This window comes from Plantibacter auratus (assembly GCF_050587365.1).
Classification (GTDB): domain Bacteria; phylum Actinomycetota; class Actinomycetes; order Actinomycetales; family Microbacteriaceae; genus Plantibacter; species Plantibacter auratus.
Genome location: NZ_JBOBFV010000001.1, coordinates 210,474 through 236,181, shown reverse-complemented (window position 1 = coordinate 236,181; position 25,708 = coordinate 210,474). Strand labels below are relative to the sequence as shown.

At 68.1% G+C, this 25,708-nt stretch carries 24 protein-coding genes; 12 read left to right on the top strand and 12 right to left on the bottom strand.

Annotated features, from left to right (window positions below; translation table 11 throughout):
* Window positions 1–115 precede the first annotated feature (115 nt).
* The gene (gene secG / locus ACQ3HE_RS01120; RefSeq protein ID WP_056005661.1) at window positions 116–364 is read left to right on the top strand and encodes a preprotein translocase subunit SecG; all 249 of its coding nucleotides are present in this window, start codon (window positions 116–118) and stop codon (window positions 362–364) included.
* A gap of 86 nt (window positions 365–450) precedes the next feature.
* Window positions 451–813 (top strand): RNA polymerase-binding protein RbpA, encoded by a 363-nt coding sequence (locus ACQ3HE_RS01115; protein WP_064296926.1) that lies wholly within the window; start codon window positions 451–453, stop codon window positions 811–813.
* Window positions 814–901: 88 nt separating this feature from the next.
* Here ACQ3HE_RS01115 and pgl read toward each other — a convergent pair whose 3' ends face one another.
* Genes pgl through tkt form a run of 6 tightly spaced genes read right to left on the bottom strand, consistent with a single transcriptional unit; the run spans window position 902 to window position 9,051 of the window.
* Window positions 902–1,690 carry a 6-phosphogluconolactonase gene (gene pgl, locus ACQ3HE_RS01110; protein ID WP_430890927.1) on the bottom strand — a complete coding sequence of 263 codons (789 nt, stop codon included), beginning with the start codon at window positions 1,688–1,690 and terminating at the stop codon, window positions 902–904.
* Window positions 1,690–2,652, bottom strand: a complete 963-nt coding sequence (locus ACQ3HE_RS01105; protein ID WP_079705959.1) for a glucose-6-phosphate dehydrogenase assembly protein OpcA — start codon at window positions 2,650–2,652, stop codon at window positions 1,690–1,692. Before ACQ3HE_RS01105 ends, pgl begins: the two co-directional genes overlap by 1 nt.
* Window positions 2,649–4,193, bottom strand: coding sequence for a glucose-6-phosphate dehydrogenase (gene zwf, locus ACQ3HE_RS01100; protein WP_064296929.1), 1,545 nt, complete (start codon window positions 4,191–4,193; stop codon window positions 2,649–2,651). Before zwf ends, ACQ3HE_RS01105 begins: the two co-directional genes overlap by 4 nt.
* 23 nt (window positions 4,194–4,216) lie before the next feature.
* The gene (locus ACQ3HE_RS01095; RefSeq protein WP_064296930.1) at window positions 4,217–5,830 is read right to left on the bottom strand and encodes a glucose-6-phosphate isomerase; all 1,614 of its coding nucleotides are present in this window, start codon (window positions 5,828–5,830) and stop codon (window positions 4,217–4,219) included.
* Complete coding sequence (tal, locus tag ACQ3HE_RS01090) at window positions 5,827–6,936, bottom strand: transaldolase (RefSeq protein WP_159878827.1); 1,110 nt, start codon at window positions 6,934–6,936, stop codon at window positions 5,827–5,829. The genes ACQ3HE_RS01095 and tal overlap by 4 nt, the downstream gene beginning before the upstream one ends.
* A 24-nt stretch (window positions 6,937–6,960) precedes the next feature.
* Complete coding sequence (gene tkt, locus ACQ3HE_RS01085) at window positions 6,961–9,051, bottom strand: transketolase (RefSeq protein WP_159878829.1); 2,091 nt, start codon at window positions 9,049–9,051, stop codon at window positions 6,961–6,963.
* Between the two features lie 377 nt (window positions 9,052–9,428).
* Here tkt and ACQ3HE_RS01080 point away from each other — a divergent pair, with 377 nt between their 5' ends.
* Both ACQ3HE_RS01080 and ACQ3HE_RS01075 read left to right on the top strand, forming a co-directional pair.
* A complete protein-coding gene (locus ACQ3HE_RS01080; protein ID WP_064296933.1) occupies window positions 9,429–10,349 on the top strand; it encodes a heme o synthase in 921 nt (306 codons plus the stop codon).
* 4 nt (window positions 10,350–10,353) lie between these two features.
* Complete coding sequence (locus tag ACQ3HE_RS01075) at window positions 10,354–12,903, top strand: DEAD/DEAH box helicase (protein ID WP_430890926.1); 2,550 nt, start codon at window positions 10,354–10,356, stop codon at window positions 12,901–12,903.
* 87 nt (window positions 12,904–12,990) lie between these two features.
* Here the strand turns inward: ACQ3HE_RS01075 and ACQ3HE_RS01070 are convergent, their stop codons facing one another.
* On the bottom strand, window positions 12,991–13,962 hold the full coding sequence (locus ACQ3HE_RS01070) for a COX15/CtaA family protein (RefSeq protein WP_371413693.1): 972 nt from the start codon (window positions 13,960–13,962) through the stop codon (window positions 12,991–12,993).
* A 308-nt stretch (window positions 13,963–14,270) separates the two neighbouring features.
* Here ACQ3HE_RS01070 and sufB point away from each other — a divergent pair, with 308 nt between their 5' ends.
* The 7 genes from sufB to abc-f all read left to right on the top strand — a co-directional run bounded on the left by sufB (window position 14,271) and on the right by abc-f (window position 21,349).
* Window positions 14,271–15,689: a Fe-S cluster assembly protein SufB gene (gene sufB, locus ACQ3HE_RS01065; RefSeq protein ID WP_079705963.1), complete on the top strand. Its 1,419-nt coding sequence runs from the start codon at window positions 14,271–14,273 to the stop codon at window positions 15,687–15,689.
* A complete protein-coding gene (gene sufD / locus ACQ3HE_RS01060) occupies window positions 15,689–16,897 on the top strand; it encodes a Fe-S cluster assembly protein SufD (protein ID WP_430890925.1) in 1,209 nt (402 codons plus the stop codon). Before sufB ends, sufD begins: the two co-directional genes overlap by 1 nt.
* Complete coding sequence (locus tag ACQ3HE_RS01055; RefSeq protein WP_064296937.1) at window positions 16,897–17,220, top strand: non-heme iron oxygenase ferredoxin subunit; 324 nt, start codon at window positions 16,897–16,899, stop codon at window positions 17,218–17,220. Before sufD ends, ACQ3HE_RS01055 begins: the two co-directional genes overlap by 1 nt.
* Before the next feature lie 4 nt (window positions 17,221–17,224).
* Complete coding sequence (gene sufC, locus ACQ3HE_RS01050) at window positions 17,225–18,001, top strand: Fe-S cluster assembly ATPase SufC (RefSeq protein ID WP_064296938.1); 777 nt, start codon at window positions 17,225–17,227, stop codon at window positions 17,999–18,001.
* Between the two features lie 28 nt (window positions 18,002–18,029).
* Window positions 18,030–18,359, top strand: a complete 330-nt coding sequence (locus tag ACQ3HE_RS01045; RefSeq protein ID WP_056005622.1) for a metal-sulfur cluster assembly factor — start codon at window positions 18,030–18,032, stop codon at window positions 18,357–18,359.
* Window positions 18,360–18,452: 93 nt separating this feature from the next.
* On the top strand, window positions 18,453–19,619 hold the full coding sequence (locus ACQ3HE_RS01040) for a MalY/PatB family protein (protein ID WP_430890924.1): 1,167 nt from the start codon (window positions 18,453–18,455) through the stop codon (window positions 19,617–19,619).
* Window positions 19,620–19,750: 131 nt separating this feature from the next.
* Window positions 19,751–21,349, top strand: a complete 1,599-nt coding sequence (abc-f, locus tag ACQ3HE_RS01035) for a ribosomal protection-like ABC-F family protein (RefSeq protein WP_056005615.1) — start codon at window positions 19,751–19,753, stop codon at window positions 21,347–21,349.
* 80 nt (window positions 21,350–21,429) lie between these two features.
* Here the strand turns inward: abc-f and ACQ3HE_RS01030 are convergent, their stop codons facing one another.
* From ACQ3HE_RS01030 to ACQ3HE_RS01020, 3 genes are read right to left on the bottom strand one after another with little or no spacing between them, the layout of a single operon-like run.
* Entirely contained in the window at window positions 21,430–22,278 is an 849-nt protein-coding gene (locus ACQ3HE_RS01030) for an SURF1 family cytochrome oxidase biogenesis protein (RefSeq protein WP_085510918.1), read from the bottom strand.
* The gene (locus ACQ3HE_RS01025; RefSeq protein WP_430890923.1) at window positions 22,275–22,499 is read right to left on the bottom strand and encodes a hypothetical protein; all 225 of its coding nucleotides are present in this window, start codon (window positions 22,497–22,499) and stop codon (window positions 22,275–22,277) included. The genes ACQ3HE_RS01030 and ACQ3HE_RS01025 overlap by 4 nt, the downstream gene beginning before the upstream one ends.
* Window positions 22,496–22,804 carry a DUF3099 domain-containing protein gene (locus tag ACQ3HE_RS01020; protein ID WP_137241654.1) on the bottom strand — a complete coding sequence of 103 codons (309 nt, stop codon included), beginning with the start codon at window positions 22,802–22,804 and terminating at the stop codon, window positions 22,496–22,498. Before ACQ3HE_RS01020 ends, ACQ3HE_RS01025 begins: the two co-directional genes overlap by 4 nt.
* A 161-nt stretch (window positions 22,805–22,965) precedes the next feature.
* On the opposite strand from ACQ3HE_RS01020, the gene fabG reads away from it, so the two are divergent.
* Window positions 22,966–23,676: a 3-oxoacyl-ACP reductase FabG gene (gene fabG, locus ACQ3HE_RS01015; protein WP_079705970.1), complete on the top strand. Its 711-nt coding sequence runs from the start codon at window positions 22,966–22,968 to the stop codon at window positions 23,674–23,676.
* Between the two features lie 58 nt (window positions 23,677–23,734).
* Here fabG and serB read toward each other — a convergent pair whose 3' ends face one another.
* Complete coding sequence (serB, locus tag ACQ3HE_RS01010; RefSeq protein WP_426738032.1) at window positions 23,735–24,430, bottom strand: phosphoserine phosphatase SerB; 696 nt, start codon at window positions 24,428–24,430, stop codon at window positions 23,735–23,737.
* Window positions 24,427–25,671 carry a glucose-1-phosphate adenylyltransferase gene (locus ACQ3HE_RS01005; RefSeq protein ID WP_064296946.1) on the bottom strand — a complete coding sequence of 415 codons (1,245 nt, stop codon included), beginning with the start codon at window positions 25,669–25,671 and terminating at the stop codon, window positions 24,427–24,429. The genes serB and ACQ3HE_RS01005 overlap by 4 nt, the downstream gene beginning before the upstream one ends.
* Window positions 25,672–25,708: the final 37 nt, after the last annotated feature.

The window sequence follows — 25,708 nt, the reverse complement described above, 5'->3', positions numbered from 1 at the left end:
CACGGACACGGCTCGGCCCGCGGCACCAGCCGCGGGCCGAGCCGTGTCCGCTGAACCGTCGAGGTATACTGGACGGCGGTTCAGCCCCTCTGAACGCGAATGCGAAAGGTCTCACGTGGAGATTCTCCAGGTCATCCTGCAGGTGCTGCTCGGCATCACCAGCCTCCTGCTCACCTTCCTGATCCTGCTGCACAAGGGCCGCGGCGGCGGTCTGTCCGACATGTTCGGCGGCGGCTCCTCCAGCAACCTCGGTTCGTCAGGGGTCGCCGAGCGCAACCTCAACCGCTTCACCGTCATCCTCGGCCTGACCTGGGGCGCCTGCATCGTCGTGATCGGGCTCCTGACGAAGTTCGCCGCCGCCTAGACCGGCCGCGAAGCCCCGATCCCGGGGACGCAACTCGACGCACCACACCCGAACCACTCTCGACAGTACGAGAAAGAGGAAACACCATGGCATCAGGCGGAAGCGCTATCAGGGGATCACGCGTCGGCGCCGGCCCCATGGGCGAGCAGGACCACGGCTACCACGCGGACCGCATCGCCATCTCCTACTGGGACGCCCTCGGCAACGAGACGGTCCGCCACTTCGCGGCGAACGTCCCCGACGAGGAGATCCCGGAGACGATCGACTGCCCGACGTCCGGTCTGCCGGCCGGTCGCGACAAGGCGAACCCGCCGGAGGTCGCGAAGCTCGAGCCGTACAAGACCCACCTCGCCTACGTGAAGGAACGACGCACGGAGGAAGAGGCGGAGCAGCTGCTCGAAGAGGCACTCCAGCAGCTCCGTGCACGACGCGGTACGGCAGCGAAGTAGCCGGACAGCACCACACATGCGGAAAGGCCGTTCCCCTCGGGGAACGGCCTTTCTGCATAGCGGCACCGGCTCGGCGGCCGGCCTCCCGCTAGTACTCCGGGATGATCAACGAGTCCGGGACCTCGGCGGCAGCATCCTGGTCGACGAAGAACACCGTCCGTTTACGTCCCTTGGCCCCCGCGGCGGGGACCTCGTTGTAGCTGGCACCCGCGAGGGCGAGGCCGAGTGCCGACGCCTTGTCGGTGCCGGCGAGGACGAGCCAGACCCGCACGGAGGAGTTGATGGCCGGCCGCGTCAGGCTGAGTCGTTCCGACGGCGGCTTGGGGGAGTTCCGCACCGGGACCACCGAGGTGTCGGTGACCGAGACCTCGGCCCGCTCCGGGAAGAGCGACGCGACGTGACCGTCGGGACCGACACCCAGGAACGTGATGTCGAACCGCGGGTGGTCCTCGCCGGGCCGTGCGAACCGTCGGAGCTCGTCCGCGTACCGCACCGCGGCGGCGTCGAGGTCGATGCCGTCCTCCGGCGCCGGGTATCCGTGCACGTGTTCGGCGACGAGGCCACGCTCCGGAAGCGCCAGCAGGGTCTCCAGCAAGGCCTCGCGTGCCTGCAACTCGTTCCGATCGGCGTCGTCCCGAGCGACCCAGCGCTCGTCTCCCCACCAGAGGTGCACCCGGGACCAGTCCACCCGGTCGCGGTCCTTCGACGCGGCCACGGCGGCGAGCGTCCCCGTGCCGACGGTACCGCCGGTCAGGACGACGTGGACCGTCTCCTGTGACTCGAGCAGTTCGCGGGTTCGGGAGAGGAACCGTTTGGCGACCGAGGTCGTCAGTTGGTCGCGGTCCTGGTAGACGAGGACGCGTCGCTCGGTCGGCATCAGCTGGTCCGAGCGCGGAGCGTGACCGGCTCGCCGAGGCCGGGGAGGCCCACGGTGATGACCTGTCCGTACAGGACGTCCGGGTCGAGCGTGCGCAGCTCCTCGGCGAGGCAGTCGCGCAGACTGCGACGGGGGAGCGAGAGGTCGTGCGTCGGCTGTCCGGGCTGGATCAGCGTCGCGATGTCGGGAACGGGACGCTCGAGGACGACGTTGCCGGACGCCCGCGTGAGGCGGACACCGTGGATGCCGCTCGACCCGTGCGCCATGCTGAGCTCGTGGGTCACGTCGACCTGCAACTGCAGCTGGAGCCAGGCGGCGAGCAGCTCGGTCGACGGGGAGTCCGATGCTCCGGACACCTCGATCGCCGTGACGGGCTCGTACGGCGGCTGGTCGAGCACCGCCGCGAGCTGTGCACGCCAGAGCGTGAGCCTGGTCCACGCGAAGTCCGTGTCTCCGGGGGCGTAGTTCGCCGCGCGACCGCGGAGGGCGGCGTGGGTGTCCGCCGCCGCGGACGCGTCGGTGATGCGACGCTGGGCGATGCGGCCGATCGGAGACGTCGAGACGCGTTCGGGTGCCTCACCGGGCCACCAGGCGACCACGGGTGCGTCGGGCAGGAGCAGCCCGGTCACGAGGCTCTCCTCGTTCTCGGCGACCGCACCGTAGGCGCGGAGGATGACCACCTCGCTCGCTCCGGCGTCGCCGCCGACGCGGATCTGGGCATCGAGCCGATCTCCGATGGAGGAGTGCTGGTCGTCGTGCTCGGTGGAGAGGACGATGACCCGCATGGGGTGCTCGCGGGAAGCCTCGTTGGCGGCCTCGATGGCCTCCTCCTCGGCTCCGAGCCGCGTCGAGATCACCAGGGTGAGCACGCGTCCCAGGGCGACGGCGCCGCCGTCCTCGCGGATGGTCACGAGCGCCTTCGAGAGCTTGCTCGTGGTCGTGTCTGGCAGGTCTACGATCATGGTCGTCTCCAGGTGCGTCCGTCGCGGTTCATGAGGTCGTCGGCCGAGGACGGGCCCCAGGTGCCGGGAGCGTACTGCTCGAGCGGCGTGTCCTGAGCGGCCCAGTACTCCTCGATCGGGTCGAGGATCTTCCAGGAGAGCTCGACCTCCTCGTGACGGGGGAAGAGGGGCGGGTCGCCCAGCAGGACGTCGAGGATGAGACGTTCGTACGCCTCGGGGCTCGCCTCGGTGAAGGCGTGGCCGTAGCCGAAGTCCATCGTGACGTCGCGGACCTGGGTGCCGGCACCCGGGACCTTCGAACCGAAGCGGATGGTGACACCCTCGTCGGGCTGGACCCGGATGACCAAGGCGTTCTGGCCGAGCGCCGAGGTCTGGCTCTCCGCGAACAGGTACTGCGGAGCACGCTTGAAGACGACCGCGATCTCGGTGACGCGGCGTCCGAGGCGCTTCCCGGCACGCAGGTAGAACGGCACGCCGGCCCACCGACGCGTGTTGATGTCGAGCCGCATGGCCGCGTAGGTCTCGGTCGTCGACTCCGGGTTCATCCCGTCCTCGTCGAGGAAGCCCAGCACGTGCTCGCCGCCCTGCCAACCACCGGCGTACTGCCCACGGGCCGTCGCGGCCCCGAGGTCGTCGGGGAGGCGGACGGCCGCGAGGACCTTCTCCTTCTCCGCGCGCAGGTCTGCGGCGTTGAAGGAGATCGGCTCCTCCATCGCCGTGAGGGCGAGGAGCTGCAGCAAGTGGTTCTGGATGACGTCGCGCGCTGCTCCGATGCCGTCGTAGTACCCGGCGCGACCGCCGACGCCGATGTCCTCGGCCATGGTGATCTGCACGTGGTCGACGTAATTGGCGTTCCAGATGGGCTCGTACAGCTGGTTCGCGAACCGGAGCGCCAGGATGTTCTGGACGGTCTCCTTGCCGAGGTAGTGGTCGATCCGGAAGATCGAGTCCGACGGGAAGACCGACTGCACGATGTCGTTCAGCTCACGAGCCGTCTTGAGGTCGCTGCCGAACGGCTTCTCGATGACCACCCGGCGCCACTGACCGTCAGCGGGTTCCGCGAGTCCCGAGCGACGGAGCTGCTCGGTGACCTGCGGGAACGCCTTCGGTGGGATCGAGAGGTAGAACGCGTGGTTGCCCATCGTCCCGCGATCCGCATCGAGCTCCTCGATGGTCTCTTTCAGCTTCTCGAACGCCGCGTCGTCACCGAATTCACCGGGGACGAACCGGATGCCCTGGGCGAGCTGGTTCCAGACGTCCTCGCGGAACTCGGTCCGGGCGTACTGCTTGACGGATTCGTGGACGACCTCCATGAAGTCCTGGTCCTCCCAGTCCCGTCGGGCGAACCCGACGAGTGAGAAGCCAGGGGGCAGGAGGCCCCGGTTCGCCAGGTCGTACACGGCCGGCATCAGCTTCTTGCGGGACAGGTCACCTGTCACGCCGAAGATGATGAGGCCGCTCGGACCGGCGATCCGATTGAGGCGTCGGTCGGTGTCCACCCGCAGCGGGTTGGACTCCGGGGTGATTTCCACCGGGGACATGAAGCTCCTTGTGCAGTGACGCGCTAGTCGTTGACGGCGTCGAAGAGGGTGACGATGTTCTGGTCCGGCGACGTGAGGGTCAGCGTGAGGACCGGACGACCGTGCTCGGCGAGGACGCGGGCGTCGCCGCCTGCCTGGGCCTCGATGAGCTGGCCGAAGGTGAACGGGCGCTCGGGGATCTCCAGGTCGACGGGGGCCGTCTCGGTGATCTGCAGGAACACGCCGTTCGCGGGGCCGCCCTTGTGGTACTGACCCGTCGAGTGCAGGAAGCGCGGACCCCACCCGAAGGTCGTGGGTCGTGCCGCCTTCGCCGCGACGAGGTCGCGGATGCTCTCGAGCTGCGGGGAGGCAAGGCGGTCGACGTAGCCCTGGATCGCGACGTAGCCGTCGGAGGGGAGCTGCGCGAGCAGTGCCTCGACGGCACCGGACAGGGTGGTCACGCCGTCGAGCAGACCGGCCGAGCCGCGGACCTCGACACCGTCGGCGACGAAGGCGGGTGCCTCAGGCTCCGGACGGTTGTCGAGCAGACCACGGGTGGCGACCTTCGCGGACTCGACGTCCGGCTGGTCGAACGGGTCGATGCCGATGAGGCGCCCGGCGACGACGGTCGCGTACTCCCACACCAGCATCATCGCGCCGAGGCTGCCGCTGACGAGGATCTCGCCCTCGTGGCGGTCGTGGCGCAGCAGGTGGAACTCGTGGGCGTCGTCGACGATGCGGACGATCTGGAGGTCGGCCGGCTTCGACTCGAGCTCGGGAGCGAGCGGGTTGAGCACGACGGGCAGCAGGCCGCGACCGGACTTACCGGTCGATTCGGCGATGAGCTGTTCGGCCCAGTCCGGGAATCCGACGATGTGCGTCCCGTCGGTGATGAGACCGACCTTGTCGCGCAGCGGAACGGTGCCGCCGATCGCCGCACCCAGGATGAGTCCCGGGTTCGACGCGTCGTCGATCGCGAGTTCCCCGAGCACCGCGTCGGCCTCGTCGAGCAACGCGCCGATGTCGACACCGGCGAGACCGGACGGCACGAGACCGAAGGCGGTGAGCGCACTGTAGCGACCGCCGACGTTGGGGTCGGCGTTGAAGACCCGGTAGCCGGCCTCGTTCGCCGCCGCCTCGAGCGGGGAGCCCGGGTCGGTGACGATGACGATGCGACCGGCGGGGTCGATCCCCGCAGCCGTGAACGCAGCCTCGTAGGCGCGGCGCTGGCTGTCGGTCTCGACCGTGGAGCCGGACTTCGAGGAGACGACGAGCACCGAGGTCTCGAGGCGGTCCGCCAGGGCCGCGAGGACCTGGCCGGGAGCGGTCGAGTCGAGGACGGTGAGGTTGCCGCCCAGCGTGTTCGTGATGACCTCGGGTGCGAGCGAGGAACCGCCCATGCCCGCGAGCACGATGTGGTCGATGCCCTCGTCGTTGAACTGCTCACGGAGCGCGAGGATCGGCTCGACCAGCGGGCGGGAGATGGAGACCGCCTGGACCCAGCCGAGGCGCTTGGACGCCTCGGCCTCGGCCGCAGGACCCCACAGCGTGGGGTCCTGGTCCGTGATGCGCGACGCGACGAGGTCGCTCACAAGCGTGGGGACCACCGATGCGACAGCGGCTTCCGCCGCGCCGCTCACGCGGATCTTGAAGCTCACTTGGAGGCCTCCAGAGCCGTCTTCACGGTCTCGAGCAGCTCGTCCCAGGACACGATGAACTTCTCGACGCCCTCACGCTCGAGCAGCGCCGTCACCTCGTCGTAGGACACGCCGAGTGCGGCGATGGCGTCGAGGACCTCGTTCGCAGCCGCGTAGGAGCCGGTGACGGTGTCGCCGGTGATGACGCCGTGGTCGAAGGTCGCCTCGAGGGTCTTCTCCGGCATGGTGTTGACCACGCCGTCGGCGACGAGCTCGGTCACGTAGAGCGTGTCGGGGAGGTCGGCGGACTTGACGCCCGTCGAGGCCCAGAGCGGACGCTGCTTGTTGGCGCCGGCCTCGAGGAGCGCGGTGGCACGCTCGCTCGCGAACTCCTGCTCGAAGACCTGGTAGGCGAGCTGGGCGTTCGCGACGCCGGCCTTGCTCTTCAGCGCGGTCGCCTCGGGGCTGCCGATCGCGTCGAGACGCTTGTCGATCTCGGTGTCGACCCGCGACACGAAGAACGAGGCGACCGAATGGATCGTCGAGAGGTCGTGGCCCGCGGCCTTGGCCTGCTCGAGACCGGTGAGGAACGCGTTGATGACCTCGCGGTAGCGGGTGAGGCTGAAGATCAACGTGACGTTGACGCTGATGCCGGCGCCGATGACCGCGGTGATGGCCTCGAGGCCTTCGACCGTCGCGGGGATCTTGATCATCGCGTTGGGCTGGTTGACCTTGGCCCAGAGCTGCTTGGCCTGGTCGATCGTCGAGGCGGCGTCGTGCGCGAAGCCCGGCTCGACCTCGATCGACACGCGGCCGTCGTACCCGTTGGAGGAGTCGTAGACCCCACGGAAGATCTTCGATGCCGCGGCCACGTCGTCGGTGGTGATCTCGAAGACCGCCTCGGTGACGTCCTTGCCTTCGGCGGCGAGCTGGGCGACCTGCTCGGCGTAGACGTCGCCGTTGCTGAGCGCGGACGCGAAGATCGTCGGGTTCGTCGTGACACCGACGACGTTGCGGTCGGCGATGAGCTGCTCCAGCCCACCGGACTGGATGCGTCCGCGGGAGAGGTCGTCGAGCCAGATGCTGACGCCGGCGGCGGACAGCTGGGCGGTTGGGGTTTCAGTCATGTTCTTCTGTCTCCTTCGCCCGGGCTACTTGCCGAGCGTCTCGTGTGCTGCGGAGACGACTGCCTCCGTGGTGATGCCGAACTCACGGAACAGCGTCTTGTAGTCGGCGGACGCACCGAAGTGCTCGATCGACACGGTCCGGCCGGCGTCGCCGACGATGCTCTTCCAGGTCAGGCCGAGACCCGCCTCGACGGAGACGCGTGCGGTGACGGCCTTCGGGAGGACGGACTCGCGGTACTCGGCGGACTGCTCCTCGAACCACTCGAGTGCGGGCACCGAGACGACGCGGGCGTTGACGCCCTCGCCGCGCAGGACCTCGCGGGCCTCGATGGCGAGCTGGAGCTCGGAGCCCGTCGCGATGAGGATGACGTCCGGCGTGCCGCCGGGCGCCTCGGCGAGGATGTACGCACCCTTGGCGACGTTCGACGCTGCAGCGAAGGTCTCGCCGGTGGCGTCGCCCGTGCCGCGCTCGAACACCGGGATGTTCTGACGGGTCAGCGCGATGCCGGTCGGGCCGCCGCGACGCTTGAGGATCTCGAGCCAGGCGTAGGCCACCTCGTTCGCGTCACCCGGTCGCACGACGGCGAGGTTCGGGATGGCACGGAGCGAGGCGAGCTGCTCGATCGGCTGGTGCGTGGGGCCGTCCTCACCGAGGGCGACGGAGTCGTGGGTCCACACGAAGATGGACGGCACGTTCATGAGCGCGGCGAGACGGACGGCCGGACGCATGTAGTCGCTGAAGATGAGGAAGGTGCCACCGAACGCGCGGGTCGGGCCGTGCAGGACGATGCCGTTGAGGATCGCGGCCATGGCGTGCTCGCGGATGCCGAAGTGCAGGACGCGACCGTAGGGGTTACCGGTCCACTCGTGGGTGGAGTGCTCGCTCGGGATGAACGACGCACCACCCTCGATCGTCGTGTTGTTCGACTCGGCGAGGTCGGCCGAACCGCCCCAGAGCTCCGGGATGACCGGGCCGAGGGCGTTGAGCACCTTGCCGGATGCGGCGCGGGTCGAGACGTCCTTGCCGGCCTCGAACACGGGCAGCGCCGACTCGACACCCTCGGGGAGTTCGCCGGCCTCGAGACGCTCGAGCAGCGCAGCGCGCTCCGGGTTGGCCGCGGCCCAGGCGTCGAACGTCTGCTGCCATTCGGCGCGTGCCTCGGCACCGCGGTCGATCGCCTTGCGGGTGTGCTCGATGACCTCGTCGGCGACGAAGAAGTTCTGCTCGGGATCGAACCCGAGCACCTCCTTGACGGCCGCGAGCTCCTCGGCGCCCAGCGCCGAACCGTGGATCTTGCCGGAGTTCTGCTTCTTGGGAGCCGGCCAACCGATGATGGTCTTGAGGATGATGAGCGACGGCTTGTCGGTCTCTGCCTTCGCGGCCTCGATCGCGTCGTTGAGCGCGTGGACGTCCTCGACGTACTCGCCCGTCTTCTTCCAGTCGACGACCTGGACGTGCCAGTGGTAGGCCTCGTAGCGGGCCTTGACGTCCTCGGTGAAGGCGATGTTGGTGTCGTCCTCGATCGAGATCTGGTTGGAGTCGTAGATCGCGATGAGGTTGCCGAGCTGCTGGTGACCGGCGAGCGAGGAGGCCTCGCTCGTGACGCCTTCCTGCAGGTCGCCGTCACCGGCGATGACGTAGACGAAGTGGTCGAACGGGCTCGTGCCGGCCTCGGCCTCGGGGTCGAACAGGCCACGCTCGAAGCGGGACGCGTACGCGAAGCCCACGGCGGAGGCGAGCCCCTGGCCGAGGGGACCGGTGGTGATCTCGACGCCGTCGGTGTGGCCGTACTCCGGGTGACCCGGCGTGAGCGAGCCCCAGGTGCGGAGCGCCTCGAGGTCGGAGAGTTCCAGACCGTAACCACCCAGGTAGAGCTGGACGTACTGGGTCAGCGAGCTGTGCCCGACCGACAGGACGAAGCGGTCGCGTCCGAGCCAGTCCTGGTCCTTCGGATCGCGTCGCATGACCTTCTGGAACAGCAGGTAGGCGGCGGGGGCGAGACTCATCGCCGTTCCCGGGTGGCCGTTGCCGACCTTCTCCACCGCGTCGGCGGCGAGGATGCGCGCCGTGTCGACTGCTTTGCTGTCAATGCTTTCCCACTGCAGATCTGCCACTGAATACTGACCCTTCTCATCGGAACAGGAGGCCGACGAGCGGTCGAGCCTTCTTCTGTGCGTTCGCGGCCCACGTCGTCTTCGGCGTCCGAGCACACGACACCGCTCTTCGAACTGGGTGAAGGGGGGCGCACGCGTGCACAGTGGCTGGCGAGCACTTCCCAGCATAGCGAACCCCTGCAGCCGAGGGTCGATGTTCGACGAGCGCGAACACGCGACGTCACGGATCGTCGCAGAGCTTGCAGGACGGGCGTCACCCGGTGAGGGACCGCGCGTCTGCGCACCGTGAGTAGGGAGCCGTCCGCGCGTGTCGTAGAATCGTCTGCGGACCGCGCACCGGGCGAGCAGTGCGTGGTGAACCGAACGTTAGAGGAGCAATGGACGTCGCTGTAGCAGAACGTGTGTCGAGCCCCAAGCTCGGTTTCCGACGCAAGGCGAAGGCGTACATCGCCCTCACCAAGCCGCGGGTCATGGAACTGCTGCTCGTGACGACGATCCCCGTCATGATCCTCGCGAAGGGCGGCCTGCCCGACTGGTGGCTCGTCATCGCGACCGTCATCGGCGGGTCGTTGAGCGCCGGCTCCGCGGCGGCGTTCAACTGCTACATCGACCGCGACATCGACGCGGTCATGGACCGCACGAAGAAGCGCCCCCTCGTGACCGGCGAGCTCACGCCGCGTGAGGCACTCGTGTTCGCGTGGACGCTCGGCGTCGTCTCGACGGTCTGGCTCCTCGCCACCACCAACTGGCTCGCGGCCGCACTGTCCGTCGGCGCGATCCTCTTCTACGTCTTCGTGTACACGCTGTGGCTGAAGCGACGCACCCAGCAGAACATCATCTGGGGTGGCATCGCGGGCTGCTTCCCCGTCGTCATCGGCTGGGCCGCCGTCACCGGTTCGCTCTCGTGGGCACCGATCATCCTCTTCGCGGTCGTGTTCCTCTGGACGCCGCCCCACTACTGGCCGCTGTCCATGAAGTACCGCAGTGATTACCAGGCCGTCGGCGTGCCGATGCTCGCCGTCGTCCGCGGTCGCGCGCAGGTCGGCCTTCAGGTCATCCTGTACGCGTGGGCGACGGTCGTCTGCTCGCTCCTGCTCATCCCGGTGGCCGACATGGGGCTGCTGTACAGCGCCGTCGCCCTCCTGTCCGGCGGCTGGTTCGTCTACGAGACCCACCGCCTGTACAACCTCGCGATCCGCCACGAGCACGTCTCGCCGATGCGCGTCTTCCACGGTTCGATCACCTACCTGACCCTCCTGTTCCTCGCCGTCGGCATCGACCCGCTGCTCCCGTTCTGACCCGGTGGCTGACGCAGCGGAACGCGGCCGGCTGATCGCTGCGGCGGGGGAGAGCCCCGACATCGTCTTCGACCGGTTCGTCTCCTGGGCCGAGGCCGGAGGACTGAGCCTGTACCCGGCGCAGGAGGAGGCGCTCATCGGCATCGTCGACGGCGCCAACGTCATCCTCTCCACCCCGACGGGGACCGGCAAGAGCCTCGTCGCCGCCGGCGCACACTTCGCGGCGCTGAGCTCCGGTCGCCGCAGCTACTACACGGCCCCGATCAAGGCGCTCGTCAGCGAGAAGTTCTTCGCACTCGTCGAGATGTTCGGCGCGGAGAACGTCGGGATGGTCACCGGGGACTCCTCGGTGAACGCCGACGCGCCGATCGTCTGCTGCACCGCGGAGATCGTCGCCAACCTGGCGCTCCGGCACCGCGAGGACGCCGGCATCGACCAGGTCGTGATGGACGAGTTCCACTTCTACGCCGACCCCGACCGCGGGTGGGCGTGGCAGGTGCCGCTCCTCACCCTCCCGGACACGCAGTTCATCCTCATGTCCGCGACCCTCGGCGACGTCGGCGATCTCGCGCGCGACCTCGAGCGCCGGACCGGCCGCGAGACCGCCATCGTGACCGGTGTCGAACGACCGGTCCCGCTCCATTTCTCCTACGCGACCACACCGATCCACGAGACCGTGGAAGACCTCCTCCACACGGGACAGGCTCCGATCTACATCGTCCACTTCGCGCAGGCGGCGGCGCTCGAGCGGGCACAGGCGTTGACCAGCCTCAAGGTCGTCACCCGCGAGCAACGCGACGAGATCGCCGACGCCATCGGCGACTTCCGGTTCAGCACCGCGTTCGGCACGACGCTGTCCCGACTCGTCCGCAGCGGGATCGGCGTGCACCACGCCGGCATGCTGCCGAAGTACCGACGCCTCGTGGAGCAGCTGGCCCAACGTGGTCTTCTCCGCGTCATCTGCGGGACGGACACCCTCGGCGTCGGGATCAACGTCCCGATCCGCACCGTCCTGTTCACGGCGCTCACGAAGTACGACGGCACGAAGATGCGTCAGGTGAACGCCCGGGAGTTCCACCAGATCGCCGGTCGTGCGGGTCGGGCCGGCTACGACACTGCGGGCACCGTCGTCGTCCAGGCCCCCGAGCACGAGACCGAGAACCTCAAGCTCATCGAGAAGGCCGGCGACGACCCGAAGAAGCGCCGGAAGATCATCCGGAAGAAGGCGCCGGAGGGGTTCGTGTCCTGGGGGGAGCCGAGCTTCCAGCGTCTCGTCGCGGCCGAGCCTGAGACACTGACCAGCCACATGCAGCTCACCCACGCGATGATGCTCAGCGTCATCGCACGCGGCGGTGACAGTTTCGGCACCATCCGCTCCCTCGTCTTCGACAACCACGAGCCTCGGGCGAGACGCTTCGCCCTGGCCAGGCGCGCGCTCGAGATCTACCGCACCCTTCGCACGGCAGGCGTCATCACCCAGACGATCGACCCCGAGACGGGTGAGGTCGTCATCGGCCTCACGGTCGAGCTGCAGCCGAACTTCGCACTCAACGCTCCGCTGTCGCCCTTCGCCCTCGCCGCGTTCGAGCTCTTGGACCCAGCGGAGCCCGGCTTCGCCCTCGACGTCATCTCGGTCGTCGAGTCGACGCTCGACGATCCGCGCCAGATCGTCATGGCCCAGCAGCACCTCGCCAGGGGTGAGGCCGTGCAGGCGATGAAGGCCGAGGGGATCGAATACGACCAGCGCATGGAGCTCCTCGAGGCGGTCACCCATCCGAGACCGCTGGCGGAACTCCTCGAGGCGGCGTTCACGAGCTACACCGCCGCGCAGCCGTGGGCACTCGACCTCGAGCTGCGCCCGAAGGCGGTCGTCCGCGACTTCATCGAGCGCGCACTGAACTTCAGCGAGTTCGTCTCGTTCTACAGTCTCTCGAGGTCCGAGGGACTCGTTCTGAGGTACCTCTCCGACGCCTTCCGGGCGATCCGGCAGAGCGTGCCGGACGAGTTCAAGGACGAGGAGCTCCAGGACCTCATCGAGTGGCTCGGAGAACTCGTCCGACAGGTCGACTCGAGTCTGCTCGACGAGTGGGAGGAACTGTCCCACCCGGACCCCGAACGCCATGCGGAGACGAGTCGGTCACTCCCACCCACGCCACGGAGCGTCCTCGCCAACCGCCGGGCGTTCACCGTCCTCGTCCGGAACGAACTCTTCCGCCGGGTCCAGCTCGCGTCGCTGGAGCACTACGACGCGCTCGGCGAGCTCGACGCGTCGGCTGGATTCGACGCAGACACCTGGGCGGACGCCATGGATCCGTACTTCGAGGAGCACGGTGAACTCCCGACGGGTGCTGCAGCACGGAGCCCGGCGCTGCTGGTCGTCGACGACGAGGACGAGCGCCCGGTCGGCGACACGGGCGGTGTCTGGCGGGTGCGTCAGGTGTTCGCCGATCCAGCCGGCGACCATGACTGGGGGATCAGCGCGGTCATCGATCTCGACGCCTCCGACGAGACCGGCACCGCGGTCGTCCGGGTGACCGCGGTCGGGATGCTCTGAGCCGTCAGCAGGCGCAGTGAGCCGTCAGCAGGCGCGCTGAGCCGTCAGCAGGCCCGCTGAACCGTCAGCGGGAGAGCGTCTGAGTCGTCAGCGGGAGACGCTGAGGAATGCCGACTCGTCGACGCGTGACGCGGTCCGGACCGGGATCCGCTGCTGCAGCACGACCCAGGTCATCGCGGCGACGAGCAGTCCGGCGAGCACCATGTGCAGCCCGACGAGCACCTCGGGGAGTCCGAGGCGGGCCTGGGTGAGCCCCACGATGATCTGCACCACTTCGACCGCGAGCAGTGTGGAGACCGCGGTGCGCACCCCGCGCGACCCGCGGCGGGCGCCGAGCGCGATCGCACCGACGAGCAGCACGATGGTGCCGGCGAGCGTCGCGTAGGCGGGCCAGCTGTGGAGGTGCTGGAGGAACTCGGGGTCGAACCCGTTGCGCGGCGCCGGCACCTCCTTCGAGTTGTCGCCGGCGTGCGGGCCCGAGCCCGTCGTCAGGATGCCGAACACGACGGTGACGGCGACGAAGAGGCTCGTCAGGTGGACGACGCCGAGGTACCAGCCGGGCATGACTTTCACCGCACCGCGGGGGCCGCGGTAGACCCGATGGACGAGCATCGTCGCGAGGGCGACGAGGACGATCGAGATGACGAAGTGCAGCCCGACCACGTACGGGTTCAGCCCGGTGAGGACGGTGATGCCGCCGAGGACCGCCTGCGCGGGGATCGACAGGCCCTGGAGCAGGGTCAGTCGGAAGAGGTCGGGGCGCTGCCGACGCATGCGGATCACCGCGAGGAACGCGGCGATGACGATGGCCGCGAGGACGAAGGTCAGGAGTCGGTTGCCGAACTCGATGAACCCGTGGATGCCCATCTCCGGCGTGTTGACGAAGGAGTCGTCCGTGCAGCGTGGCCACGTCGGGCACCCGAGCCCGGAGGCCGTCAGACGCACGGCGCCCCCGGTCCCGATGAGGACGAGCTGGAAGGCGAACGAGAGCCAGGCGACGACCCGCACGCGCTTGTCGATCGTCGTCGGCAACCACTGCCAGAACCGGGTGGCCCGCACCCGGTCGGGAAGGGACGGTGCCGGCGTCGGTCGACCGGCGGTCTTGGAGTGGTGTGACACGGGGTCGATCCTTCGGTTCGCGGTGGCCACGGCTGCCGTATCCACCGTCCTCACCCACAACCCACAGGAAGCTGTAGGATTATGAGGTTCACGGTGCGCGCGAGAAGCGCCATGGTTCATGAACATTGTAGGTTCGCGAAGAAGCCGCCCGCACATCCCCTCCCCAATCCGCTCCGATCAGGCGCGTGCCATGGGAGGGAATGACGACCTCCAGCCGGTGGTTGTCTCCAGGGAGGAAAGAGGGACACATGTCAGACATCCTGATCGATCGCCCGGAGCTCGCCGGTCTCGGCCAATACGAGTTCGGATGGCACGACGGCGACGTCGCCGGCGCTTCAGCGCGCCGCGGCATCTCCACCGAGGTCGTGGCCGACATCTCCGCACTGAAGAACGAACCGGACTGGATGCTGCAGCGCCGCCTCAAGGCCCTGCAGCTGTTCGAGCGCAAGCCCATGCCGACATGGGGTGCCGACCTCTCCGAGATCGACTTCGAGAACATCAAGTACTTCGTCCGGTCCACCGAGAAGCAGGCTCAGACCTGGGAGGACCTGCCGGACGACATCAAGAACACCTACGAGAAGCTCGGCATCCCCGAGGCGGAGCGCCAGCGCCTCGTCTCCGGCGTCGCCGCGCAGTACGAGTCCGAGGTGGTCTACCACCAGATCAACGAGGAGCTCGAGGCGCAGGGTGTCATCTTCATGGACACCGACACGGCGTTGCGCGAGCACCCCGAGTTCTTCGAGGAGTACTTCGGCACGGTCATCCCGTCCGGCGACAACAAGTTCGCCGCGCTGAACACCGCCGTGTGGTCGGGTGGCTCCTTCGTCTACGTGCCGCCCGGCGTGCACGTCGAGATCCCGCTGCAGGCCTACTTCCGGATCAACACCGAGAACATGGGTCAGTTCGAGCGCACGCTGATCATCGCCGACGAGGGCAGCTACGTGCACTACATCGAGGGTTGCACCGCGCCGATCTACAAGTCGGACTCGCTGCACTCCGCGGTCGTCGAGATCATCGTCAAGAAGAACGCCCGCGTCCGCTACACGACGATCCAGAACTGGTCGAACAACGTCTACAACCTGGTCACGAAGCGCGCTACGGCCGCCGAAGGCGCGACCATGGAGTGGATCGACGGCAACATCGGATCCAAGGTCACGATGAAGTACCCGTCCATCTACCTCATGGGCGAGCACGCCAAGGGCGAGACCCTGTCCGTCGCGTTCGCCGGTCCCGGCCAGCACCAGGACGCCGGCGCGAAGATGATCCACATGGCTCCGTACACGCAGTCGTCCATCGTCTCCAAGTCGATCGCCCGAGGCGGCGGACGCGCGGGATACCGCGGCGAGGTCCGGGTGGACGCCAACGCCCATCACTCGGCCAACACCGTGCGCTGCGACGCGCTCCTGGTCGACACCATCTCCCGCAGCGACACGTACCCGGCGATCGACATCCGTGTGGACGACGTCCAGCTCGGACACGAGGCGACCGTGTCCAAGGTCAGCGAGGAGCAGCTCTTCTACCTCATGAGCCGCGGCATGCCGGAAGACGAGGCCATGGCGATGATCGTCCGCGGCTTCATCGAGCCGATCGCCCGCGAACTGCCCATGGAGTACGCACTCGAACTCAACAAGCTCATCGAGATGGGCATGGAAGGATCCGTCGGTTAATGACGACTGCAGCACCGACTCAGACCGAAGGACAGCACGGCATCACGGCACACAGCGACGGCGCAGGACGCGTCATCCCGGTGCAGACCCGATCGGAGCGCTTCAGCTCCTATGATGTCGCCGACTTCCCAGCGGTGACGGGACGCGAGGCGGTCTGGAAGCTCAGCCCGGTCGCGCAGTTCACCGACCTCACCGCGGGGGAGCTCGACGGCTCACCCACCCCGATCACGCACGACGACGTCGGCGGTTTCAGCGTCGAGTGGATCAGTCGCGACGACGCCCGCGTCGGCTCCGCCGGCGTGCCGGAGGAGCGCGCCTCCGCGAACGCCTGGTCGAGCTTCGACCAGGCACTGGCGATCTCGGTCACGGGCGAGGAGCCCAAGACCCTGCGCCTGGAGCGGAGTGGGCTCGGCGACGGCGCCCGCGCTGCGCACACCGTCATCACCGCCGCGCCGTTCAGCCGTGGCCTCATCATCATCGAGAACGCGGGCGACGCCCGCCTCACCGAGAACGTCGAGATCGTCGTCGGCGAACAGGCCGACGTGACCGTCGTGACCGTGCAGTGGTGGGACGACGCCGCCGTGCACCTCGCCAGCCACTTCGCGTCCATCGGTCGCGACGCCCACCTCAAGCACGTCGTGGTGTCGCTCGGCGGCAAGGTCGTCCGGGTGAACCCGACCCTGCACCTCGCCGGTCAGGGCTCGGACCTCGACTCGCTCGGCGTGTACTTCTCCGACGCGGGTCAGCACCTCGAGCAGCAGGTCTACATGCACCACGACGCACCGAACACCCGCGGGCGCGTGACCTACAAGGGCGCACTGCAGGGCGAGGGTGCGCGGTCCGTGTGGATCGGCGACGTCCTCATCAGCAACCGTGCCGTCGGCACCGACAGCTACGAGCAGAACCGCAACCTGGTCCTCTCCGACGGCACCCGTGCCGACTCGGTGCCGAACCTCGAGATCGAGACCGGCGACATCGCCGGTGCCGGTCACGCGAGCGCGACCGGACGCTTCGACGACGAGCAGCTCTTCTACCTGCAGGCTCGAGGCATCCCTGAGGACGAGGCACGACGACTCGTCGTCCGCGGCTTCCTCGTGGAGATCATCCAGCAGATCGGTGACACCGAGCTGCAGGAGCGCCTCTCGGCGGCCATCGAGGCCGAACTGCTCGGCGCCGACGGACAGGGCGCCGGCGGAGCGCAGCACTGATGGCGACGAAGGTGTGCTCGTTCGACGAGCTCGCCGTCAACCAGGCCAAGCGGGTCGTGGTGGACGGCGTGCCGATCGCCCTCGTGCGCGACGCGTCGGACGAACTGTTCGCGATCGGCGACGTCTGCACCCACGGCGACATCTCGCTGTCCGAAGGCTTCGTCGAGGACGGCAACCTCGAATGCTGGGCACACGGCTCGCAGTTCTCGCTCACGACGGGCAAGCCGCTCACCCTTCCGGCCTACGAGCCGGTCCCCGTCTACACCGTCGAGCTCATCGACGGTGACATCTACATCGACCCGACCGCAACGAAAGAGATCTAGCACCATGTCAGTCCTCGAAATCCGCGACCTGCACGTCAGCGTCGAAACCGAGCAGGGCACCAAGCCGATCCTGCGTGGCGTCGACCTCACCATCCGCACGGGCGAAACGCACGCGATCATGGGTCCGAACGGTTCGGGCAAGTCCACGCTCGCGTACACGATCGCCGGCCACCCGAAGTACACCGTCGACAGCGGATCCATCACGCTGGACGGCGAGGACGTCCTCGCGATGAGCGTCGACGAGCGCGCCCGTGCCGGACTCTTCCTCGCGATGCAGTACCCGGTCGAGATCCCCGGCGTCACGGTCACGAACTTCCTCCGCACGGCGAAGACCGCCGTCGACGGCGAGGCGCCCGCGATCCGCGGCTGGATCAAGGACGTCCGCGAGTCGATGAAGAACCTGCGCATGGAGCCTGCCTTCGCCGAGCGCAACGTCAACGAGGGCTTCTCCGGTGGCGAGAAGAAGCGTCACGAGATCCTCCAGCTCGAGCTGCTGAAGCCGCAGTTCGCAGTCCTCGACGAGACCGACTCCGGCCTCGACGTCGACGCCCTCAAGATCGTGTCCGAGGGCGTCAACCGCGCCAAGGAGAACACGGGCCTCGGCGTCCTGCTGATCACGCACTACACGCGCATCCTGCGCTACATCAAGCCGGACTTCGTGCACGTCTTCGTCGCCGGCAAGATCGCTGAGCAGGGCGGTCCCGAGCTCGCCGACCGACTCGAGAACGAAGGCTACGACCGTTTCCTCGTCGACGCCGTCGTCGCCCCGGAAGGTGCCTGAAGCCGCGTGAGCGGTCTAAGATAACGACATGGTAACAACGCTCAGTCCGCAACGATTCGACGAGGTCGAAGAGGCGCTCAAGGACGTCATGGACCCCGAGCTCGGGGTGAACGTGGTCGACCTCGGTCTCATCTACGACCTGGGTTGGGATGACGAGAACGACGCGCTCATCATCCACATGACCCTGACCTCCGCCGGATGTCCGCTCACGGACGTCCTCGAGGAGCAGACGGGTCAAGCACTCGACGGCATCGTCGACGCCTTCCGCATCAACTGGGTGTGGATGCCGCCGTGGGGCCCGGAGCGCATCACGGACGACGGGCGCGACATGATGCGTGCCCTCGGCTTCTCGATCTGATCGAACCTCCACGACGACGGACGGCTGCGTTGCAGCCGTCCGTCGTCCTGTTCCCGGCAGCGTCGCCCGGCTGATCCCGGATAAGGTCGAGACATGACCGAGATCGTGTCCGCTGACCCCCTCGACGTCCTGCGCAGCCGGACGAGCGAGAAGTGGTCCGAGTACCCCGACGACGTCCTGCCCATGTTCGTGGCCGAGATGGACGTCCCGCTGGCACCCGTGATCCGCGATGCCCTGCACGCGGCGATCGACCGCGGTGACGCCGGGTATGTCGCGAGCCGCACACGGCTCCCACAGGCGTTCGCCGGCTTCGCAGCGCGACGATGGGGATGGGACGTGGATCCCGGCTCCGTGTTCACGACCGCCGACGTCAGCATGGGCATCGTCGAGATCCTGCGGCGCGTCATCTCGCCCGGCGAGGGCGTCGTGATCACCTCGCCGGTCTACCCGCCGTTCTTCGACCTCGTCACCGAGGCCGGGGGAGTCGTAGTGGACGTCCCCTTGCTCGGGTCCAGCCGCGCCGACGATCCCGCCGGAGGCTGGCGGCTCGACCTGGACGGTCTCGAAGCCGCCTTCCGCAACGGCGCGAAGGCGTTCCTGCTCTGCAACCCGCACAACCCGATCGGTCGGCCGCACACGGTCGACGAACTCCGCTCGGTCGCCGCACTGGCCGCGCGGTACGGAGTCGCCGTCGTGAGCGATGAGATCCACGCTCCACTCACCCAGCCGGGCGAGCGGTTCGTCCCCTATCTCAGCGTGTCCGACGAGGCCGCCGAACACGGGTACGCCGTCCTGTCGGCGAGCAAGGCCTGGAACCTCGCCGGCCTGAAGTGCGCGGTGATGGTCACCGCCGGCCCCGGGCCGCGGAGCGTGGTCGCTGGGATGCCGGTCGAGGTGTTCTGGCGGACGGGCCAGTTCGGTGTGCTGGCTTCGGTCGCCGCCTTCGAGGCGGGAGAGCCCTGGTTGGACGGGCTCCTCGGGTTGCTCGACGGCAACCGGCGGCTGCTCGGTGAGCTGCTGGGCGCCGAGCTGCCCGAGGTCGGCTACCGACCGCCTGCCGCCGGGTACCTCGCCTGGCTGGACTGCACCGCGCTCGGTTGGACCGAACCCCCGGCGCGGCGCATCCTGCGCGAGGCGCGCGTGGCCCTGCAGGAGGGCGCCCCGTTCGGGCCCGGAGGCGTCGGCCACGCACGACTCAACCTGGCCTGCTCACCCGAGCTCCTCACCGAGGCGGTCGGACGGATCTCCGCCCTGCGTTGACGCCCGTCCGGCCGCGCCGGAACCCTGCCGGAACGGCCGCGGTGCTGAGCATCGGATTCACGATTTATACTGGGAGGCTGACCCCCACCCTCCGCGTTGTCGAAACGCACCCGAAGAAATGGACTATGCCTGTGCTGAGTGTGCACGACCTCGAGATCCGCGTGGGGGCACGCGTGCTCATGGAGCACGTGAACTTCCGCGTGTCCGCCGGCGACAAGATCGGCCTCGTCGGCCGTAACGGTGCCGGGAAGACGACCCTGACCAAGACGCTGGCGGGCGAGACCCTCCCGACGAACGGCAAGATCGATCGCGGTGGCGAGATCGGGTACCTGCCGCAGGACCCGCGCTCCGGCAACCCGGAGGACCTCGCCCGCACCCGCATCCTCGATGCGCGTGGTCTCGGCCAGCTCGCGCTCGGCATGCACGAGTCGAGCATGGCCATGGCGAGCGACGACCCGAAGGTGGCGGAAGCCGCCATGAAGAAGTACGGCAACCTCACCGACCGGTTCAACGCGCTCGGCGGGTACGCCGCAGAGGCCGAGGCGGCCTCGATCGCATCGAACCTGAACCTGCCCGACCGCATCCTCGATCAGCAGCTGAAGACGCTCTCGGGTGGACAGCGTCGCCGCATCGAACTCGCGCGCATCCTCTTCTCCGACGCCGAAACGCTCATCCTCGACGAGCCGACCAACCACCTCGATGCCGACTCCGTCGTCTGGCTGCGTGAGTTCCTCAAGCAGTACAAAGGCGGGTTCATCGTGATCTCGCACGACATCGAGCTCGTCGGCGAGACCGTCAACCGCGTCTTCTACCTCGATGCGAACCGCACCGTCATCGACATCTACAACATGAACTGGAAGAACTACCAGCGTCAGCGCGAGGCCGACGAGGAGCGCCGGAAGAAGGAGCGCACCAACGTCGAGAAGAAGGCGACGGCGCTCCAGCTCCAGGCGGCCAAGTTCGGTGCGAAGGCCAGCAAGGCGGCGGCAGCCCACCAGATGGTGGCTCGCGCCGAGCGGATGCTGTCCGGGCTCGAGGAGGTCCGCGCGCAAGACCGCGTGGCCAAGCTGCGATTCCCGACCCCGGCGCCCTGTGGCCGGACGCCCCTCATGGCGAGCAACCTGTCGAAGAGCTACGGCTCGCTCGAGATCTTCACGGCCGTCGACCTCGCGATCGACCGTGGCTCGAAGGTCGTCATCCTCGGATTCAACGGTGCGGGCAAGACGACCCTGCTGCGGATCCTCGCCGGAGTGGACCAGCCCGACACCGGGCAGCTCGAGCCCGGGCACGGCCTGCGGATCGGCTACTACGCGCAGGAGCACGAGACGATCGACGTGAAGCGCAGCGTGCTCGAGAACATGGTCTCCTCGTCGCCGAACATCACCGAGATGGAAGCGCGCAAGGTCCTCGGCTCGTTCCTGTTTACCGGCGACGACTCCAACAAGCTCGCGGGCGTGCTGTCCGGTGGCGAGAAGACGAGACTCGCTCTCGCGATGATCGTCGTCTCGGGCGCGAACATGCTTCTTCTGGACGAACCGACCAACAACCTCGACCCGGCCAGCCGGCTGGAGATCCTCGACGCGCTCGCCCACTACGAGGGTGCCGTCGTGCTGGTGAGTCACGATGAGGGCGCCGTCGAGGCGCTCAACCCCGAGCGGGTGCTCATCCTGCCCGACGGCGTCGAGGACCACTGGAACAAGGACTACCAGGACCTCGTCAGCCTGGCCTAGCGCCAGCGGGCCAGTGCGCCCGGCCCGTGAGCATCACGGGCCGGGTACGCCCCGTCCGTCGACGGCTCGGGGCAGTCGGGTCAGCGACTCGCTTCGAGGATCTCATCCTCGATATCGGCGTCGGACCGTGCCTTCGCGGCGAGCCGTTCGGCGCGCGCAGCCGCACGCCGTTGCTCCTTTGGGTCGTCGGAGTTCAGGATGCGGTACTCCTGACGGATGGCATAGGCGAGGAAGATGAAGCCCATCAGCGCGAAGACCACCCATTGCAGCGCGTACGAGAGGTGCATCCCCTCGTTCGGCTCGGGCTTGATCGGACCGAGCGGTGCCGCTTCGGCAGGCGCCGGGCTCTCCGAGAGGAGCATGCCGTACGCACCGGAGTAGAGCGTCTCGCCGCGGAGTTCGGCGATCTGCGGGAGGTTGATCGTGGCCACCTGGCCGTCGGCGGCCCCGCGGCCCGGGAGCGTCGGTTCGCCGGGTCGGATGCGGACGACGACCGAGACCTCACCGCTCGGAGGGGCCGGGACCGACTCGGGTGCTTCGAGTGAATCGTTCGCAGCGACCCAGCCACGGTCGACGATGAACACGTCTCCGTTGGCAAGTCGGAGCGGCGTGAGGACGTTGAAGCCCGCTTGGTTGTTCCGGGGACGGTTCCGGACCAGCAGCTGTTCGTCAGGCAGGTAGGTACCGCTCATCGACACCGGATGCCATTCGTCGGCCACGCTGAAGGAGTCGAGCGACGGTAACGCTTCGTCGAGCGGGATCGGAGTCGCGTCCCAGTTGGTCTCGATGCGCTGGACCTCCTCCTCCTTCTCGCTCGCCCGGGCGAGCTGCCAGTTGGAGAGGAGGACGCACACGATCGCGAACACGATCGCGACGCCGAGGTAGCCGAGCCAACGGCGGCTGAAGGCGAACCGCCAACCCGCGCTCATGAGCCGACCTCCGACGCCAGCGGACGCCGCTCGAGCGGGAAGGAGCGGGCTTCGAGGAAGGCCTCCAAGAAGTCGACGTGCTCGTCGCAGGCGGTCCAGACCTTCACGCGGTCCTCCGCGTGGATCTTCGGATTGCGCCACTCGATCCGCCAACTCGCCGCCGCGCGGCAGCCGGCCCGGGAGCAGATCACGCCGTCGGGCTCGGCACCGAACCCGATCATGCCTGGTCGGCCGGACGAGGCGGAACCGGGTCGTCGACGATGATCGGCCGCTGGGACACGACGACACCGGTGGGGCGCTCGATGGCCCCCTGCGACGGCAGCGACCCGGCGTTCGCGATGATCACGGCGACGTACGGCAGGAAGATGGCACCGGCTGCGACCGCGAACATCCAGCCGCCCTGGACGAACGGGAGCGCAGCGAGGCAAAGCAACCGGACACCCATGGTGATCGAGTACTTGATGAGCCGCTGCCGGCGCTCTTGTTCGGGAGCCGGTGGGAGGGAGGTGATGCTCTGCTGCTTCATGCCATGACCAGCCTACGCGCTCGGCGGGTGGGCGAAGCCCCCAAATCACCGGGAGAAAGGGAGTACCCCCATATGCTGGTACGGGTCCGCGGCCGGAACGCCGCGCGCCCCGACGGCCGCCGCACGAGTCGGCCGGTATCGCCGCAGGAGAGGAATCGACCATGACCGCACCACGCACCGTACTCGTCACCGGAGGCAACCGGGGGATCGGCTTCGCCATCGCCGAGGAGTTCGTCGCGCAGGGTCACCGCGTCGCCGTCACCGCACGATCCGGCGAGGGCCCCGCGGGCACGTTGACGGTCCGCGCGGACGTCACCGACGCAGCCTCCGTCGACGCGGCGTTCACCGAGATCGAGTCGGAGCTCGGGCCGGTCGAGGTGCTCGTCGCGAACGCGGGCATCACGAAGGACACCCTGCTCATGCGGATGAGCGAAGACGACTTCGACCAGGTGGTCGACACGAACCTCGGCGGGTCCTTCCGCGTCGTCAAGCGTGCGTCCAAAGGCATGCTCAAGGCACGCTTCGGGCGCATCGTGCTCATCTCCAGCGTCGTGGGCCTCTACGGGTCCGCCGGACAGGTCAACTACGCGGCCTCGAAGAGCGGCCTCATCGGCATGGCGCGGTCCATCACCCGCGAGCTCGGTGCACGTGGGATCACGGCGAACGTGATCGCCCCGGGGTTCATCGAGACCGACATGACCGCCGAACTGCCCGCAGAGACCCAGGCCGAGTACAAGAAAAGCATCCCGGCAGCGCGTTTCGCGAGTGCGAACGAGGTCGCGAAGGTCGTCACGTGGATCGCCGGTGACGACGCGGGCTACATCTCCGGCGCCGTGATCCCGGTCGACGGCGGCCTCGGCATGGGTCACTGACCCGGGCAGCACCGCACCGAGGAGAACCCGACATCGGGCGCTGACCCCGACGCGCGGATCAGATCCCGAGGAGCGGGAGGACGCCGGCGAGGTCGACCCGGCCGGCGACGACGTCGGCATGGCGGCGGACGATCGGCTTCGCGTTGAACGCGACCGAGAGGCCGGCGACGGCCATCATCTCGAGGTCGTTGGCTCCGTCGCCGATCGCGATCGTCCGTCCCAACGGCACGCCGTCCTCGTCGGCCCACTCCTGCAGTGCGGCCGCCTTCGCCGCCGCGTCGATGATGGGACCGCTGAGGCCTCCCGTCAACCGACCGTCGGCGGTCTCGAGACGGTTCGCCCGCACATGGTCGAGGCCGAGTACCTCGGCGAGCGGGTCGAGCAGTTCATGGAACCCGCCGGACACGACACCGATCCGTGACCCGTGCGCATGCAGCCGACCGATCAGCGTCTCCAGGCCGACCGTCGTCCGGATCCGTTCGGCGATCACCGGGATCCGGTCGACGGGCAGGCCCGCGAGCGTCGCGACCCGGGCCCGGAGGCTGTCGGCGAAGTCGAGGTCACCGCGCATGGCGCGCTCGGTGATGGCGGCGACCTCAGGAAGGCTGCCGACCTCCTCGGCGAGCAGCTCGATCACCTCGTTCTGGATGAGCGTCGAGTCGGCGTCGAGGACCGCGAGGAACCGGACGCCTCGTCCGGCCTGTGGGGGGAGTGCTGCCTCGGGATCCGCCACTGCCGAACGCTCGGTACTCATGGAACGACGCGTACTCCCTTGCCAACCACGGTGAGACCGGATTCGGTGACGGTGAAACCGCGAGCGCGGTCACGGTCGTGGTCGACACCGACGCTCGCGCCGGAGGTGACCACCACATCCTTGTCCAGGATAGCCCGCTTGACGACGGCGTCCGGTTCGATGTGGACCTTGTCGAACACGACCGAGTCGGAGACGTGGGCGCCGGATTCCACGAGCGCCCATGGCCCGAGGACACTGCGCTCGATGTGGGCACCGGACAGCAGCGAACCGAGGGAGACGATCGAGTCGATGGTCTGGCCGAGGTTGCCCTTCGCGTCCCGCACGAACTTCGCCGGCGGCGAGTTCAGCTGCGAACTGAAGATCGGCCAGTCGCGGTTGTACAGGTTGAAGATCGGGAGCGTCGAGATGAGGTCCTGGTGGGCCTCGTAGAACGACTCGATCGTCCCCACGTCGCGCCAGTAGTAGCGATCGCGATCCGTCGAGCCGGGCACGTCGTTCCGCTGGAGGTCGTACACGCCGGCCTCACCGCGGTCGACGAAGTACGGGACGATGTCGCCACCCATGTCGTGGTTCGAGCTCGTCACCTCACCGTCGTCGATGACCGCCTGCATGAGTGCGTCGGCGTCGAAGACGTAGTTGCCCATCGAGGCGAGCACCTCGCCGGGGGAGTCGGGCAGGCCCGGCGCGTCGAGCGGCTTCTCGAGGAAGCGGGCGATGGTCGTCGGGTCGTCCGCGTCGACGTCGATGACGCCGAACTGGTCGGCGAGGGAGATGGGCTGACGGATCGCGGCGACCGTCGCCTTCTTGCCCGAGGCGATGTGCGCCTCGATCATCTGCGCGAAGTCCATGCGGTAGACGTGGTCGGCGCCGACGACCACGACGATGTCGGGCTTCTCGTCGCGGATCAGGTTCAGGCTCTGCAGGATCGCGTCGGCGGATCCGCTGAACCAGCGCTTCCCGAGACGCTGCTGCGCCGGCACGGACGCGACATAGGAGTCGAGCAGGCCGGACAACCGCCAGGTCTGCGAGACGTGGCGGTCGAGGCTGTGGGACTTGTACTGGGTGAGGACGACGATCTGGGTGAGTCCGGAGTTGATGAGGTTCGACAGCGCGAAATCGATCAGGCGGTACTGCCCGCCGAACGGTACGGCCGGTTTCGCGCGGTCTGCGGTCAGCGGCATCAACCGCTTCCCTTCCCCACCAGCGAGGACGATTCCGAAGATCTTCTTTGAGGCGGCCATGGCTTCACAATAGATGCCGGACGAGACCTGTACTAGC